At 28.1% G+C, this 16,062-nt stretch carries 14 protein-coding genes; 10 read left to right on the forward strand and 4 right to left on the reverse strand.

What is annotated here, in order from left to right; genetic code table 11:
- Window positions 1-117 precede the first annotated feature (117 nt).
- The 10 genes from EYW44_RS19265 (at window position 118) to EYW44_RS19310 (ending at window position 11,752) form a co-directional block, all read left to right on the forward strand.
- Window positions 118-642: a hypothetical protein gene (locus tag EYW44_RS19265; RefSeq protein WP_132726577.1), complete on the forward strand. Its 525-nt coding sequence runs from the start codon at window positions 118-120 to the stop codon at window positions 640-642.
- Window positions 643-666: 24 nt separating this feature from the next.
- Window positions 667-1,113 carry a DinB family protein gene (locus EYW44_RS19270; protein ID WP_132726580.1) on the forward strand — a complete coding sequence of 149 codons (447 nt, stop codon included), beginning with the start codon at window positions 667-669 and terminating at the stop codon, window positions 1,111-1,113.
- A gap of 15 nt (window positions 1,114-1,128) precedes the next feature.
- Window positions 1,129-1,527, forward strand: coding sequence for a hypothetical protein (locus EYW44_RS19275; protein ID WP_132726584.1), 399 nt, complete (start codon window positions 1,129-1,131; stop codon window positions 1,525-1,527).
- Window positions 1,528-1,749: 222 nt separating this feature from the next.
- Window positions 1,750-4,650, forward strand: coding sequence for a sensor histidine kinase (locus EYW44_RS19280; RefSeq protein WP_165872277.1), 2,901 nt, complete (start codon window positions 1,750-1,752; stop codon window positions 4,648-4,650).
- Entirely contained in the window at window positions 4,647-5,402 is a 756-nt protein-coding gene (locus EYW44_RS19285; protein WP_132726590.1) for a LytR/AlgR family response regulator transcription factor, read from the forward strand. The genes EYW44_RS19280 and EYW44_RS19285 overlap by 4 nt, the downstream gene beginning before the upstream one ends.
- Before the next feature lie 165 nt (window positions 5,403-5,567).
- Window positions 5,568-5,768: a hypothetical protein gene (locus EYW44_RS19290; RefSeq protein WP_132726593.1), complete on the forward strand. Its 201-nt coding sequence runs from the start codon at window positions 5,568-5,570 to the stop codon at window positions 5,766-5,768.
- Window positions 5,769-5,895: 127 nt separating this feature from the next.
- Window positions 5,896-6,945, forward strand: coding sequence for a T9SS type A sorting domain-containing protein (locus EYW44_RS19295; protein ID WP_132726596.1), 1,050 nt, complete (start codon window positions 5,896-5,898; stop codon window positions 6,943-6,945).
- Window positions 6,946-6,961: 16 nt separating this feature from the next.
- Window positions 6,962-9,253: a T9SS type A sorting domain-containing protein gene (locus EYW44_RS19300; RefSeq protein WP_132726599.1), complete on the forward strand. Its 2,292-nt coding sequence runs from the start codon at window positions 6,962-6,964 to the stop codon at window positions 9,251-9,253.
- A 166-nt stretch (window positions 9,254-9,419) separates the two neighbouring features.
- Window positions 9,420-10,733, forward strand: a complete 1,314-nt coding sequence (locus EYW44_RS19305) for a cytochrome ubiquinol oxidase subunit I (protein ID WP_132726602.1) — start codon at window positions 9,420-9,422, stop codon at window positions 10,731-10,733.
- Entirely contained in the window at window positions 10,730-11,752 is a 1,023-nt protein-coding gene (locus EYW44_RS19310; protein WP_132726605.1) for a cytochrome d ubiquinol oxidase subunit II, read from the forward strand. The genes EYW44_RS19305 and EYW44_RS19310 overlap by 4 nt, the downstream gene beginning before the upstream one ends.
- Before the next feature lie 37 nt (window positions 11,753-11,789).
- On the opposite strand, the gene EYW44_RS19315 is transcribed toward EYW44_RS19310, so the two are convergent.
- From EYW44_RS19315 to EYW44_RS19330, 4 genes are read right to left on the reverse strand one after another with little or no spacing between them, the layout of a single operon-like run.
- Window positions 11,790-12,551, reverse strand: a complete 762-nt coding sequence (locus EYW44_RS19315) for a hypothetical protein (protein ID WP_132726608.1) — start codon at window positions 12,549-12,551, stop codon at window positions 11,790-11,792.
- A 1-nt stretch (window position 12,552) separates the two neighbouring features.
- Window positions 12,553-13,341: an alpha-ketoglutarate-dependent dioxygenase AlkB gene (locus tag EYW44_RS19320; RefSeq protein WP_132726611.1), complete on the reverse strand. Its 789-nt coding sequence runs from the start codon at window positions 13,339-13,341 to the stop codon at window positions 12,553-12,555.
- Window positions 13,342-13,349: 8 nt separating this feature from the next.
- Complete coding sequence (locus EYW44_RS19325) at window positions 13,350-14,555, reverse strand: hypothetical protein (RefSeq protein ID WP_132726614.1); 1,206 nt, start codon at window positions 14,553-14,555, stop codon at window positions 13,350-13,352.
- Window positions 14,556-14,558: 3 nt separating this feature from the next.
- A complete protein-coding gene (locus tag EYW44_RS19330; RefSeq protein ID WP_132726618.1) occupies window positions 14,559-15,791 on the reverse strand; it encodes an FG-GAP repeat domain-containing protein in 1,233 nt (410 codons plus the stop codon).
- Between the last annotated feature and the right edge of the window lie 271 nt (window positions 15,792-16,062).

Here is a 16,062-nt window from a genome sequence, read left to right on the forward strand (position 1 = left end):
CAGTATAAAGTAAACCTCGTTTTTAAACGGGGTTTATTTTTTTATTTACTTCCTAAAAACAAACTACTAATTCTCTAAAAAGTTTAATTTTATTCTACAATACAATCCTAAACTACAATGTCTAAAAAAATTGCTACTCTAATTATTCTAGTTATTACCTCTACCCTACTAGCTTCTGTCTATGGAATTTTGCATAATCAAATTTCTTATTCTATTTCTTCTAAGTATTTCACCAAATTTACTTTTTATCAAATTGGAAAATGGTTATTCCAAATAACTAATGAAAGAATTGCTATTGCTATCGTTGGAATTATTACTACTTGGTGGTTTGGACTTTTAATTGGTTTCGTATTAGGAATTATTGCTTTAATTCAATCAGATACTAAAACAATGTGGAAGAACGGAATCAATGCTGTATTAAAAACCTTAATTATTGCTATTATAACAGGATTCATCGGTCTTTTAGTTGGAATATTTATCATCACTAAACTAGATATTCAGTGGAATCTTCCTGAAGGTTTACTAAATCGAAATAGTTTTTTAGTTGCTGCCACTATTCATAACTTTAGTTACCTTGGAGGTGTTATTGGTCTTGTTTACGGAATAGTATTCTTGCTGAAAAATAAAACTAACATCAAGTAATATTTATAACTAATTGTAAATAAAATGAAAACAACTACAGATAAACTAGAAGAATTATTAAAACTAGGGTCAACTTATTTAACAAAAGCCTCTGATTCTGAAATCACTTACAAAGCAAATCCTGAAAAATGGTCTAAAAAAGAATTACTGGGGCATCTAATTGATTCAGGAATTAATAACTTACAACGTTTTACTGAAATACAGTTTGAAGAGAAACCTTATAAAATTAGAAAGTACCATCAGAATGAGCTCGTAAAAGCGAATAATTATCAGCACTCAGAAATCAAGGAACTTATAAATTTTTGGTTGGCTATCAATAATCGAATTCTAATGGTAATCAAAAATCAAACAGAAATAACATTAAGTTATACCATAGAAATTGAAAAAGAGCATACAGCAGATCTTCAATTTTTAATTATAGACTATGTAAATCATATGGAACATCACATAAATCAAATAATTACTAAGTAAAAGAGTTATTAGTATATGAATAAAAATTTAGCAATACTATTGATAGTAATTTCTACCAACCTATTCGGACAACAACTTTCTGAATGTGGAATTGATGACAATCCAAAACTAACAAAGAACGAAGCTGTATTTTTAAATGAATATATAAATAATGAAAAACACAAAGATTATGATTTAACTGATAAAAAAATAATCTTTGTTACAGGTAACTCTGGAAATTTACTCGGAACAAAATCAGCTTATTTTAAACAAATAAAAAGTAGAAAAAATGATACAATTGCTACTTGGCTTATACCTCTAAACAAAAAAGAACAAACTGCCTCTGGCGGATATAATGCCATCATTACTTATTGGGTTAAAACTCTTACCAAAAGAAGAAAAAGAAAAATCATAACCGAATTTAGAAATCTGTGACTTATTTAGAAAAGAAACTTGACAAAGTATACAAGATAACATTCATAAACACATTATAAAATAAGACTAAAAACCAACAACTTAAATGAATGAATAAAAATTAAAAGATTTTCTTACATATTTTAACACATACTCTATGTGTTTTTTTTTATTTTCAGGTTAATTAACCTGACATCCCCTTAAATGTTGTGTAAATATCATCTTTATTATGATACAAATTTTGTGAAAAAATTTGTATCAAGTTTGTTGCTTTTTAGTATCCTATTAATAACAGCACAAAGTACAAATAAATACCATTTTTCAACCGAAAATGGTTTACCTAGTAATGAAACCTACAGTATTTATGAAGATTCTGAGTCGTTTATCTGGATTGCTACTGATAAAGGAGTTAGTAAATATAACGGCTATGATTTTATAAACTATACTACTGAAAATGGTTTAGGAGGCAACACTATTTTTAATTTTTATGAAGATTATAAAGGTAGACTATGGTTTTTATCTTTTAATGGTAAACTTTCTTATTATCTAAATGGTAAAATAAATCTTGTTACTTATAGCATTTCTTATAATGATATAGGACACATTTTATCTTTATATGTAGATACAAATAACACACTTTGGATTGGTAGTACTCAAGGGGAATTTAAAGCCAGTTTCATTAATAAAACCAATTTAAAAGTAACCCCTACAAAAGAACAATACTCTTTTAGACAAATTGATGACAAAGGATACATCTTTTCTGGAAACTATTATTTAAATAATAATATAATTAACTATAAAGTTAAGCTAATTAACACTACATATTTATTAAACTATTCTGAGAACTCCATTATTTTACCTTCTAAAAACATAAACAATTTAAAAAGGAAAAATGGTATTGGTATCAATTGGCTAATTCATAACAATGTTATTTACAATTCAAATTCTTATCAAGCTTTAATTTTTAATTTAAAATCAAAGAAAACAAAAAGTATTAAATTCAAATTCAAAGATAGACCCACTGGAACTCGTATTATGAAATTTAAAAATCAATATGTGTTTTATAATCTTAGTCAGAATAAATTATATGCTATTACCAAATTCCCTCCGTACATTAAAGCTATCAAATCTTCAAACAATTTTTTAACAAGTATTATCACTGACAATCAAGAAGGTACTTGGACTTCCACTCATGATAAAGGTGTTTTTTATGAACCAAAAACAATAATTAAAAACATATCTTCTAATAAGTTTGAAAATGAAGCTATTGTTAGTATGATAAGTAATGATTCTTCTTTTTTTTTGAGATCTAAGAATAGTAAAATTTTCAAGTTTACAAACAACCTTACCTTAAAAAAAATAAAGAATTCTCCATTAGGTAGACTCAATGGAAAATTATACAACTTTAGAGATACTATTGTTTATAATGATATTATTGATAAACAAATAAAAACCATAAATCATAAACCATTCTTTAATGAAATCTCCAAAAAGCCCCCTTTCATTTCTTCATTTAACAATAATGAATTCACTTTATATTCTTGGTCTAATGTACACATGTACACAAAAAATAAACAACTCCTTTTTTCATTTAATTTTTCTAAAGATAAAGTAGCCATCAAAAGTATTTGTTACAAAAATTCAAATACTATTTATATCGCTTCTCGTCAAGGGCTTTTTGAAATGAATGATATTGGGAATATTATTTTTATGGGAGATCAAAATCCTATTTTTAAAACTCGTATTGATCAAATTAATCGAGATAAGAATGGACGATTTTGGATGATAACAAAAGAAAAAGGAGTTATTATTATTGACAATGATCAAGTAATTAATATCACAACTAATAATGGTTTACTAGGTAATATTTGTACAGGCTTGTTTATTGGAAAAAAACGTGTTTGGATTGCTACTGAAAAAGGATTGTCTGGTATTAATTTAAATGATTATAATGATATTGATAATTTTACTCAAAAGGATGGGCTTATTTCTAATCAAATTAATGATATAAATGAATACGATAATAAAGTTTGGGTAGCTTCAGATAAAGGCTTATCGTATTTAGATGTTAATTACTCAAAAAAAACATACTTCCCTAAAATATATATAGAAAAAATTAGCATTGATAACAACAACTTAATAGATAATAAACACATAACAATACCTCCAACAAACAACCTACTAAAAATAGACTTCTTAGGTCTTTCTTATAGAGAACATGGTGATTTGCAATATAAGTATCGACTTAAGGGTTTGGATTCTACTTGGTATACTACAAAAAACAGATCTGTACAATACTCCACACTTCCTACTGGTAATTACACTTTTGAAATTAAAGCGGTAAATCATCAAGGCATTTCTAGTAAAGAAACAAAGTCCATAAAAATAACTAAACAGCCATATTTTTGGGAAACCTTATACTTTATAATTCCTTTTATTATTATTTCATTCTTTTTAATAAACATATTGATTTATGTACGTATAAGAAGAGTAAAAAAAAGAGCATATTTAAAACAACGAATCATTTCAACTGAATTAAAATTATTGCGCTCTCAAATGAATCCTCATTTTACATTTAATGCTATGAGTAGCATTCAATATTATATTCAAAATAACAATACTAAAAAAGCGCTTCATTTTGTTCATAGGTTTTCAACACTAATTCGGTTAATTCTTGAACATACACAAAAAGATACCATTTTCTTAGAACAAGAATTAGAGGCTTTAAAACTTTATGTTACAATAGAACAAGAACGCTTAAAAAATTCTTTTTCTTTTATTGTAAATATTGATGATGATATAGATGTTAAAACAACGCAAATAGCCCCTATGTTACTACAACCTTACGTAGAAAATGCTATATGGCATGGTATAATGCATAAAAACTCTAGTAATGGAATTATTTCATTAAATATTTATTTAGAAAATAATAGGCTCATTTGTGAAATTATTGATAATGGTGTTGGCAGGCTAGCATCTACTATGCTAAAACAAGTAGACAAAGAATCTTTTGGTATGAATTTACTTGAGGAAAGATTATATTTAATTAACAATACTAAAACTATAAAACAGACTGTTAAAATAACAGATCTTCTAAATGAAAACCAAAATAGTTGTGGTACTAAAGTAAAACTAACTCTATGAATACTATTAATGTTGTTATTATTGATGATGAATTTATAGTTAGCGAAACACTTAAAAGTTATATTGAAGAATATACTCCTAATTTAAATATACTATCTGTTATAAATAAACCTAATGATGCTAAAGAAATCATATCTAAACTTAAACCTGATTTAATTTTTTTAGATATTCAAATGCCTATTTTAAATGGATTTGAACTCCTTAAATCTTTTGAAGAAATTAACTTTGATATTATTTTTACTACTGCTTATAATAATTATGCAATTGAAGCTTTTAAAGTAAATGCCTTTGATTATCTGTTAAAACCTATTAATGTTAATGAACTACAAAATACTATACACAGATATTATTTAAAGAAAAAAAACAATCCATTATTTCAGTATGGACAAGTAAAGTCTTTATTAGAAAAAATTAATACTCCTAATAAAACAGAGCGAATTACAGTTCCTGAAATAGGTGGATTAACCATTTTACAAACTTCAGAAATTATTTGCTTAAAATCTGATTATGGTTATACAGATATTTATTGTAAAAATGGTTCTAAAATAACCTCTTCTAAAGCTTTAAAACATTTTTGTAGTCTATTAAAAAATCATCCTGATTTTTATGAAATCGGAAAATCGGGTATCATTAATCTTAACTATATTTCTAAATATTATAATGAAGGAACAATTATACTAGAAAACAACATTAAAGTTTCTGTTCCTAGAAGAAGTAGGAAAGCGTTTTTAGAAACTCTACAAATTCAATAAACATACTACTTCATCAAAAACTTCTTCATTTACCAAATACAACCTTAACCAATCCAATTTTTAAGGGTAATTGACCATATTCGCATTTCTAAAAAAAAGACTCAAGAGAGTATTTAACTTTACTTCAATAACAATAAATAATCATTATTTAAATCATCAAATAATATGAAAAATTTAATTTTAAGTAAAGGAAAAGTATTAAGTAAAAAGGAGCAAAAAAATATTCATGGTGGGGCTGATTCATCTGGAGAAGAAATATCTCCTCAAGATCGTGATAGATGTAGAACAACCAGTGATTGTTGGGCTGGTAGAGTATGTAGACAAACTTCAAGAGGGACAAGATGCCTTCGTTTTCCAAGTGTATAATTGAAGTTTATAACAACTACTTTAATAGATTGCTTAAACAGGTAACTCTTATTTCAAGATAAGAGTTACCTGTTTACATACAAAAGAGTCTAAAATTTTATCTCAACAACAAATACATCACTAAAAAATGAAAAAAATATTACTCTTAATATGTTTATTTATAAGCGGACTTATTTTTGCTAAAAACTCACATAAAAATCCCATTAATAATGCGTGTACTCCTTCAAAAAACGCTAGTTTTTCTTTTCCTACCAATGGGTACGAAACAGGAACTTTTCCTATTATTTTAGTTTCAAATGCTACACAAGCTACTGAAGTAAGAATAAGTAAAGATTCTACATTTACTACTTATAATAAAGTCCCTCAAAATAATACAAATGTTAGAGAATTTCCTACATTGGAACTTTCTTTATGCTATAAAACTACTTACTATATTCAAACTAGAGACAATAGTTGCTCTTCTTGGAGTAAACCACGAAAGTTTTCTACTAGAGATTATGCTAAACAATGGGTAAGGTATTTATCTCACGATATAACAAATCCAGAACCACGCACATTAGGTGAATCTTTAGTAACAAATGTACCAAATTCTGAAGTAGATGTATTTGAATGGTATATAGAAGATGTTTCAACTAATAATCAAACATTTCCTATAAATGTTTTTACTGACAGAAGAGTGCTAGGTGATCTTAATTTTCGATATCTAAGAATTAATGATCGAATTGCTGGTTATCTTACTTCTGGTCATGTATATCGTGTCGTTGTAAAAGGGCATATTGGAGCTGGTTGCGGATCTTTTACCAATAGCTATCCTATTGTTGCTACTGGAGATGAAAAATATAGAAATTCATATTTTATTTATGAAGATTCTTCTCCTTTAACACAAATAAACTCTCGCTTAAACATCAATAAAAATACTGAAACAAACAAAAAGCATTCTATTAGTGTACTATCATATCCAAATCCATCAAAATCTGGAATATTTAAATTAAAAACATCTGGTTTTAACACCAATAAAACAATTCAAGTAATCAATCTTAACGGACAAAGTATCCTGAATTTTAAATTATACGACTCTGAAACCACTATTGACCTTTCTTCTTATAAAAAAGGGATTTATGCTATTCATGTTAATGATGGTATAACAACTAAACAACTTAAACTAATTACTAAATAAATTAAACCTCTTAATTATGAAAAACACAATTACTCTTTTATTACTCTTTCTGAGTTATTTCTCTATATTTTCTCAAAAAGACACTCCATTATTAAATTCAATTACTAATGCAACAACACCTCCTAATAATTTTTTCAACTTTAGTCTTTTACCCAATGGAGGTAACTGGCTTGGTTCTACTGGAAACAATACTTCCATTAATGCTACCACTATGGAGTGGCAGGTTACAATAACTGGAGTTATTTCATATGCTCCTATTAGTGTCTCATCTAATCAAACAGACACAGATCTTAGTAATCTATTTGGTTTTCAATGGGAAGAATGTAGAGAATATATAATAACATTATCTTACATAGATTCTAATAGTGGCAACAGAATTCATACTACTAAAACAGTAACCTATATTTCTTCTTTTGATCCATCAAATAGTAATACAATTACATTAAGTAATCATAATAATGATACAGTTACATATAATCATACTAAATACGTTCCAGATGGAAAAATAGTTACTATTAAAAATTCTACTATAAAATTTAAAGGATTAAATACAGGTATTATTATAGAAGAAGGAGGTACACTAATACTTGATAATTCAACTATAGAAGGCGTATGTAACTCTCCTTGGGACGGTATTGTTGTTCACGGAAATCCATCTATACCAGTTAATGTAAATACACACCCGTATAAACAAGGTCATTTAATAGTAAAGAAAAGAAGTATTATTAAAAATGCCAAAAGAGCTATTCAAGCAAGTGATGGTGGTATTGTTTGGGCATCCAATAGTTATTTTATTAACAATGAAATTGCTGTACATGCTACAACAAGAATAGATGCTTCTATTTCATTTACAAATTGTTTCTTTGAAACAAATGATGACATTTTGTTTGGAAAAATGAAATACTTTGCTTACTTAAACACTACTAGAGCACTTTTTAGAGGTAATAAGTTCATCAATAAAAAACCATTAGGAGGCAATGGAAAAGACTATGGTGTCGGTATTGTTAGTTATTACTCTAATCTAGATGTTTATCCAGGTCCTCACCCACTTAACTCATCAAAAATTCCAAGTATTTTTGAAAACCTATACAAAGGCATAGATAATTATGGTTCTAATGGATCGTCTACCCTTTTAAACATTAAAGAAAATAAATTTGTTAATGTAAACAAATGTGTTTCTTCTTCTGGTAGCAAAGGAGATAGAATAACACTTAATGAATTTAATATTATAGATGTTGTTGAGACTAATGGACAATTAATCTCTACTTCTCCAGGATGGGGTGTACATACAAACAGGTGTGTAGATCATATTATTGATGAAAATAAATTTATTGGTAATTCTAAAAATTATGGAATTATAAATTCTCAAGCAGGAAATCTTCCTCCTGTATACCAACCTGCTCCTAGTGGCAAACTATACCTTAACAGTTTTGAAAATACTTTAGTAGCCATTCAAATACAAGGTCCAAATGTAGGTACTCAAATTTCTTGTAATGATTTTATTAAAGACAATCAATATGGTATTAACATAGGAAACTATTCATATGCAGGTACTATTCATAATGGGAGAATGGGGAATATAGGTAGTTGTTCAGCTGGAAACGGAGCCGGTAATAAATTTAATTTAGATTTTCTTTATGTATTCGGAGAATGCTATGATAACCGTGGTCCAAGTTTCTACACACACAGGTATATTAATCTAAATGGATCTCCTTCTTTTACATATATTGATACTGATGCTATCAGTCTAAGAAACCCTTGTACCGACGACCCTGCCGTTACTCTACAGAGTAATTGTAACACTAACATAACGAATAAATGTAACTCTTTACATTCAAACGGCACTTCTCAAAGAGAAAATGGTACTTCAACTAATAAAATTACTGCTTTCGAAAAAGCATTATTGAACAACAATTTGAAATTAGCCGAATCAATACTAGTTCAAAAAGAAGAAAGTAAAGAAATATTTAATGCTTTTAAAGGTAATTATTTACTTGATTTGTATGTAGCTCCCTTATCAGAAGCAAAAGAAAATAATGAATCTCTTTTAACTAATAAAAAAGATATTGTTACTATATATCCTAATCCAAGTTCGTCAGGAAAATTTAATGTTTCTATAAAAAATAAGATTATGGGTAAAAACACTCAAATATCTATTTTCGATGTATCAGGAAAAGTTTTATTAACCAAACCTCTAAATAAAAACAATCAACAAATAAATATTTCAAACTTTTCTAAAGGAATTTATTTTATTAAAGTTTTTGAAGGCAATAAAGTCATAGAAACTAAAAGACTTATTTATAGATAAAATAAACTTACTTCCCACACAAAACACTTAAATAATAGGTTTCTTTTTATCTTTAAATGAAACCTATTATCATTTAAAATAAATAGTTAATTAAACCTCCAAACACCATAAGAAACCATCAATAATTCCGTAAATTTGTTAGCACACACACTAAACACTTTTTGTTATGGAAAATTTGGATGCCGCACGTCTTCAAATGGCTTTTACGCTAATTTTTCATATTGTTTTTGCCTGTATAGGAATGGTGATGCCTTTTTTCATGGTTGTTTCTCACAAAAAATGGCTAAATACAGGAGATCCAATATATTTAAAACTTACAAAAGCCTGGCAGAAGGGCGTTGCAATCTTTTTTGTTACAGGTGCCGTTTCTGGTACCGCATTATCTTTTGAGTTAGGGCTACTTTGGCCCGGTTTTATGGAACACGCAGGTCCTATCATTGGAATGCCTTTTTCTTTAGAGGGTGCCGCATTTTTTGTAGAAGCAATTGCCCTTGGTTTTTATTTATACGGTTGGAATAAAATCAACCCTAAATTTCATTGGTTCACAGGTGTTATTGTAGGTATTGCCGGTGTAGCTTCTGGAATTTTAGTAGTATCCGCCAATGGATGGATGAATGCTCCTTCTGGATTTGATTATGTTGATGGTCAGTTTTTAAATATTGATCCTGTAAAAGCACTTTTAAATCCTGCTTGGTTTACACAAGCCTTACACATGGTACTTGCCGCTTTTACTGCTACAGGATTTGCTGTTGCAGGTATACATGCTTATCAAATTTTAAAAAACAAGCAAAAAGAGCTTCATAAAAAAGCTTTTAAAATAGCCATTACTTTTGGGGCTATTGCTGCAATTTTACAACCTATAAGTGGAGATATTTCTGCTAAAGATGTAGCCAAACGTCAGCCTGTAAAATTAGCCGCTATGGAAGCGCATTATGAAACTGCTAAAGGAGTTCCTTTATACATTGGAGGTATTGTTGATAAGGAGAAAAAAGAAGTCAAATACAAAATTGAAATCCCAAACGCTTTATCTTTTTTAGCTTTTGGCGATTTTAATGCTGAAGTAAAAGGCTTGAATGATTTTCCAGAAGATGAAATTCCAAATGTAGCCATTGTACACTATGCTTTTCAGATTATGGTAGGTTTGGGCGGAATTTTAATGCTTGCCGGATTGTTTTTCTTCTTTTCTAATAAAAAAAGAAAACAATGGATGGACAAAAAATTCTTTTGGAAACTCTTTGTGTTTTTAACGCCTGCTGGATTTTTAGCTCTTGAAGCTGGTTGGATTGTTACTGAAGTAGGAAGGCAACCATGGATTATTCATAAAATTATGAGAACAAAAGATGCTGTAACTCCAATGCCTGGAATTGTATTTAGTTTTTACTTGTATGTTTTTGTATACTCTGTATTAACTATTGCTGTTGCTTGGTTATTAGCACGACAAATAAAATCATTAAATAACTCTACAATTGAAAAAATATGATTTCAGTAGTTCTTTTCTTTTTAACCTTTTCGTTATTGCTATATGTATTATTAGGTGGTGCAGATTTTGGAGCAGGTATTCTTGAATTGTTTTCTTCAAAAGAGAATCAAGACATTACTAAAAAAACAATTTATAGAGTAATGGGACCTGTATGGGAAGCAAACCATATTTGGGTAATTATTTTAATTGTAATTCTTTGGGTAGCTTTTCCTACTTATTATAAAATTATGGTTACCTATTTACACATTCCAATCACGCTAATGTTATTAGGTATTACTTTAAGAGGTGTAGCTTTTGTATTTAGACATTACGATGCCTTTGAAGATAAATCTCAACATGTATACAATTGGTTATTTAGAGTATCTAGTTTTATTACTCCTATTTTTTTAGGAATGATTTTCGGAGCTATGGTAAGTGGAAATATTATTTTAAAAGATGATGTTTCAACTATGAGTTTTGCTCAAGTTTTTATCAATCCGTGGTTGAATATTTTTTCTGTTTTAGTAGGATGTTTTTTTGCCAGTTTATGCACCTTTCTTTCTGCTGTTTTATTAATTGGTGAAGCCGACGAAGAAGGATACCCAGTATATGTTAGAAAAGCCACTATTGCAACTGTTGTAGTTGTTGTATTTGGTTTTATTGTTATTTCTTACGGATTTTTATCTGATAGTTATTTTGTAAAAGGTATTTTAAATAATACACTTAGCATTCTATTAATTGTATTATCTGCCTTGTGCTTACTTCCCTTATGGTTTTTTATTAGAAAAGGAAACAGAATTAATAGTCGAGTTTTTGCTGGTTTACAAGTAATCTTAATTATTGCTGTAGCAATTGTTCCACACTTTCCTAATCTTTTAATTGTAAAAGAAAGTACGTTAAGTATTTTAGAAAATAAAGCTCCTGATGCCGTAATTCGTGTATTGGGAATTTCTTTAATTATTGGTGGAGCCATAATTTTACCAGGCTTATTTCATTTATTGAAATCTTTTAAATTGATTAAAATTTTAGAGAAAAATTAAATATAATTTGAAGTTAAATAAAGTGTTTTATTACACTTTATTTAACTTCAAATTTTTCTTTAAAAGGTATATCAAACTCTCCTGCTCTATCGTATATTTTTACCTTACCTTTAATTTCATATTTCCCTTGACTTAGAGAATCTAATAAAATATTAGAAAAGGTATAATCTTTGACCAATTCATAATTAATTTCTCTTTGTTTGCCTTCAAAAAGTATTTGATCTACTTTAACAACTCTTTTACTTGGTAATTGTTGAATTATATCTGATGATAAGTTAATTTGAACTTTATTATTATTTCTCACAACATCAGTATCAACACTATCTAACTTTCTAAAACCGCCAATCGCAAATCTTTCTCTACTTGCGTATTCAAAAGCATAAGACATAGACATTACCAACTTATTCTTCATTATATTTAATTGAAAAGAATCATTGTAACTCTTCTCGTTAAATAATTCATGTATGAAAAACTCTTCATTATTATCTACAATTCCTTTTAATTTGTTCAAAATTTCATTTCCTCTATGTATTAAATCTTTTACATTAGAAGTCTTGTTTAAAGTAGCTATATCTATTTCAGATATTAATTGTTTATACATTATATCTAAAATATCTAGCTTTTCGTTTTTCACATAAGATTGTTCAGAGGATTTAACATAATAAATCTCCTTAAAATGGTTTAATGCTCTTTCATTAAAATCAAAATTCGTTTTCAAAAAAGCATTCATCTCTTCTTCTTTTTTTGAACAAGAAACGATGGTTACTATGAATAAAAAGAGGGTGAATATTTTTTTCATTTTACATCTTTTTCACAACAGGAAACATCAAATCTCCTTCGCTTATCGTATAATTTAAGTCAGGGTATTCAAAATTTAAAGACCTGTTTTCTTCTCCTCTAAGTTGAAAAAAAGTTCGCCTTTCTTCCTCAGTTGCTAATTTTAACAATGTTCCATTTTCAAAGTAAGCCGCTTCATTTTTAATATTTATAAACGTTTTTGACTTTCTAAACGTTACCCCTAACCATCTGTTTTGATAATTGGTATGTGAAGAATCTAGAACTATTTTATGATAGTATTTTTTATTTGTTGCAACAGAAAAAAGAACCACAGAATTGTGCGATAACAACATCTCTGATTCTTCTCCTGTTATTTTATCCTGAATTTTTAATTTCCTGATAGTATGCTCGTTTAAATCTTCAGGATTTTCATAACATGAAAAAAGAGCTACATACGATTGTGCATCTAAATCTAAACTTTGATCAGAATGGTATTTCATCTTTCTGTAATTACTTTCATAAAGCTCTATTAATGCATTATTAAAATCTAATTGAGAAAACTCTAAATCGTTTGCTCTCAAAAAGTTATTAATATCCGCTATCAATTGATGATGTATTTCAGAAAACTGCACCGCAGGTATATCAAAAGCAGAAGTTGTTCTAACCATTGGAATTCCTTTCTCAGAAACACATACCAAATGATTCCCAAATCTACCTTTTCCTGTTTTTTTGAAAGTAACAGTGTTAGATAATTCTTCGAATAAGTTCTTTTTTAATGGAAGTTCAATTTTAAAAAAACCAGCTATTTTCATCAATAAATCTAAAAAACTGGCTTCTTATAATCTCCAGAATTCATACTAAAATGAACTTTGTCATATGCAACCATATCGGCAGTTACATTCTCTTTATAATAAGAATCTCTAAGACTATTCATTGTTTCTTCTGTCATTTCTTCCAATTTAATCAACGCTCCATTCTCCTCTATAAAAGTTTGATTATTCTTGTAAACAGCATTTAAATTAGAACATCGAGCAACATATCCCATTCTTACTGGTATACGCTCAATATTTAATGTAGAAGGTCTAATTTCATGTGTATACAACCTGTTAGTAGAAAGTGGAATTAAAAAAATTGAATTTGGATACAAGGTAATTGTAAATTCCTTTTTTAAAGAATCGTCACTAACATTACTTTTCAACTTAAAATGTAATTTAGTTAAACCACTTGTAGTTTTATAACACCAATCAAATCTGTCTGTTTTAGAAGGAAGCAGCTCTTTTGTATCTAACTGATCATAAAACGTACAAAAAGCAATAATTCCTTCTTCAGGCATATCTTTTGTTTTATCGGAATGCGCTTTAATTCTAGCTTTTGCTTCTTTTACTCCATCTGGCTTTTTCTTATTTAAATATATCTGTGCCAGCACATGATTCATTTTTACAGGTGCTTCAAATGAATATTTTACAATATCATTTAACGCATTTATAACTGTTTTATCTGTTTCTCTAAAATTTTCTGACGGACCTGTTAAATTACTAGAACACCTTAACAAATTAAAGTTCAATACTTCTTCTTTATCTAAGTTTTCTTCTTTAAAAACCTCTGTAATATACACTCCTTTTCTAAGCGCTATAGAATTTTTGTTTGACTCTGTTAGTTCTTGAAAATCATGCTCAGACTCAATTCTATTAAAGAAATCATCACCATCAAACAACTTTCTTATAAAAACTCCCGAATCATTTACAACAACTGGTACTGCACCAGATCCTATTACATTACAATTTTCATGCGCTAATAATTGCACATAATTTTCAGACAGATCTTCAATTAAATAAAAAAATCCGTCTAGCTCATTTACTTCCTCTAAATTTCCACAAATGTAGACTCTTTTATCAGTATAAACATCAGGTATAATGTCTACAATTTGTCCGCAAAAATTTTCTTTTAAATAGCTTAATTCTTCTGATTGATTATGATTTCCTAATACAATCAATACACTTTTACTTTTAGTAATTTTGTTTTCCATTTTCTATTTCACTTTATTAAAATATAACATTGTTCTTGGCACATCTCCGTCTTTAAAACCTGTTATTAATACATCATTATCGCCGTCTCCATCAATATCTGTAGCTCTAATGGTTGCTTGTCTTAAAAACTGAAAAGCATTTTGTCTAAATAATTTAAATGTTCCGTTATGATTTACATAAATATCTACAGCATCAACAGATTCGTTTGGTCTTTTTAAGTTCCTTCTACTTCCCATAATAATTAAATCCTTATCTCCATCACTATCTAAATCAACAAAGCAAGAACTACCTAAATTATATTTATGAATATTTGAAGGAACCTCAGTAAAAGAATTGTCTTCTTTACTTATATAAAAGAAAGAGTTTTTTGCGCCTTTATTACCTGTAACTTCTTCTAAACTATTTCCTATGTTACTCATAAAAACATCCTCTTTCTCATCTCCATTTAAATCTACTAACTCAATAATACCCTGATACGTATTTCTAAATGTATGTGGTACTGAACTAAACCTTCCTAATTTATTTTGATACACTTTTGTGGTGAATTCATAATTTTCATCTTCACCTTGAACTAAAATATCATCATCACCATCTTTATCAATATCAAAAGGCACTATACCATAAGCAAAAGCCTTTTCAATACCACGCAATTTACTTTTCATTAAAAAATCGCCACGCTTATTATTAAAGTAGATTTCTACATTATTATCCTTTTCAATAACCAAATCAATATGCTTATCATTATTTGCATTAATAAAACCAGCATAAGTAGGATATGAATAACTGTCTAATGGATGAATTGTCTTGATTTTTTTAAAAACACCTTTATCGTTTTTATAAATAACAACTCCAAATTTTGCACCTCTTTTTAAATCTTGTCCAGTAATCACTAAATCTAAATCGCCATCATTATCCATGTCAGCAATATCCATACTTCCATACTCTACTCCCATAAAAGTAGATCTTTTATCTACTGAAAAATTTCCTTTTCCATCATTGTTATAGAGTAATGTATGTGTTTTAGATCCGTTTAACACTTGATCATTATAACCACCAATCAATAAATCTTGATCGCCATCATTATCATAATCAAAAAACAGATTATCAGCACTTCCAACCTGAACAATCTTTGTTTCTTTTAACTCGAAAACGTATTTTCCTTTTTTTGACTTATTGCTTTGGGCTGGGGAAAAAGCAATCATCAATACGAATAATAGGGTAATTGTACCTCTCATGAATTCTCTTTTTACTTTACCCAATAAAACTAAGCTAATTTATGTAGTAATACAACTATCGAAAAGATAAGACTTATCTAATAGCTAACATTGAGGAATTAGTATTCGATTTTTTAATTTAAAAAGAGTAAAATTCTTTTTAAAACTACTAACAGTTTTTTAATAGAGAAAAGTAAGTCAAAACGTGTATTCTGAATACTAAATCACTCTGTACTATCAATATAAATATTTATTTACTCTAAAGCCTTAAAGCTCCTTTTATTCTAAAAAG

The organism is Tenacibaculum sp. M341 (assembly GCF_004337695.1).
Classification (GTDB): domain Bacteria; phylum Bacteroidota; class Bacteroidia; order Flavobacteriales; family Flavobacteriaceae; genus Polaribacter.

What these genes read in the sequence shown, in the direction of transcription:
- EYW44_RS19265 (WP_132726577.1), top strand. Translation starts at nt 118, where the DNA reads ATGTCTAAAAAAATTGCTACTCTAATTATTCTAGTTATTACCTCTACC.
- EYW44_RS19270 (WP_132726580.1), top strand. Translation starts at nt 667, where the DNA reads ATGAAAACAACTACAGATAAACTAGAAGAATTATTAAAACTAGGGTCA.
- EYW44_RS19275 (WP_132726584.1), top strand. Translation starts at nt 1,129, where the DNA reads ATGAATAAAAATTTAGCAATACTATTGATAGTAATTTCTACCAACCTA.
- EYW44_RS19285 (WP_132726590.1), top strand. Translation starts at nt 4,647, where the DNA reads ATGAATACTATTAATGTTGTTATTATTGATGATGAATTTATAGTTAGC.
- EYW44_RS19290 (WP_132726593.1), top strand. Translation starts at nt 5,568, where the DNA reads ATGAAAAATTTAATTTTAAGTAAAGGAAAAGTATTAAGTAAAAAGGAG.
- EYW44_RS19295 (WP_132726596.1), top strand. Translation starts at nt 5,896, where the DNA reads ATGAAAAAAATATTACTCTTAATATGTTTATTTATAAGCGGACTTATT.
- EYW44_RS19300 (WP_132726599.1), top strand. Translation starts at nt 6,962, where the DNA reads ATGAAAAACACAATTACTCTTTTATTACTCTTTCTGAGTTATTTCTCT.
- EYW44_RS19305 (WP_132726602.1), top strand. Translation starts at nt 9,420, where the DNA reads ATGGAAAATTTGGATGCCGCACGTCTTCAAATGGCTTTTACGCTAATT.
- EYW44_RS19310 (WP_132726605.1), top strand. Translation starts at nt 10,730, where the DNA reads ATGATTTCAGTAGTTCTTTTCTTTTTAACCTTTTCGTTATTGCTATAT.
- EYW44_RS19315 (WP_132726608.1), bottom strand. Translation starts at nt 12,551, where the DNA reads ATGAAAAAAATATTCACCCTCTTTTTATTCATAGTAACCATCGTTTCT.
- EYW44_RS19320 (WP_132726611.1), bottom strand. Translation starts at nt 13,341, where the DNA reads ATGAAAATAGCTGGTTTTTTTAAAATTGAACTTCCATTAAAAAAGAAC.
- EYW44_RS19325 (WP_132726614.1), bottom strand. Translation starts at nt 14,555, where the DNA reads ATGGAAAACAAAATTACTAAAAGTAAAAGTGTATTGATTGTATTAGGA.
- EYW44_RS19330 (WP_132726618.1), bottom strand. Translation starts at nt 15,791, where the DNA reads ATGAGAGGTACAATTACCCTATTATTCGTATTGATGATTGCTTTTTCC.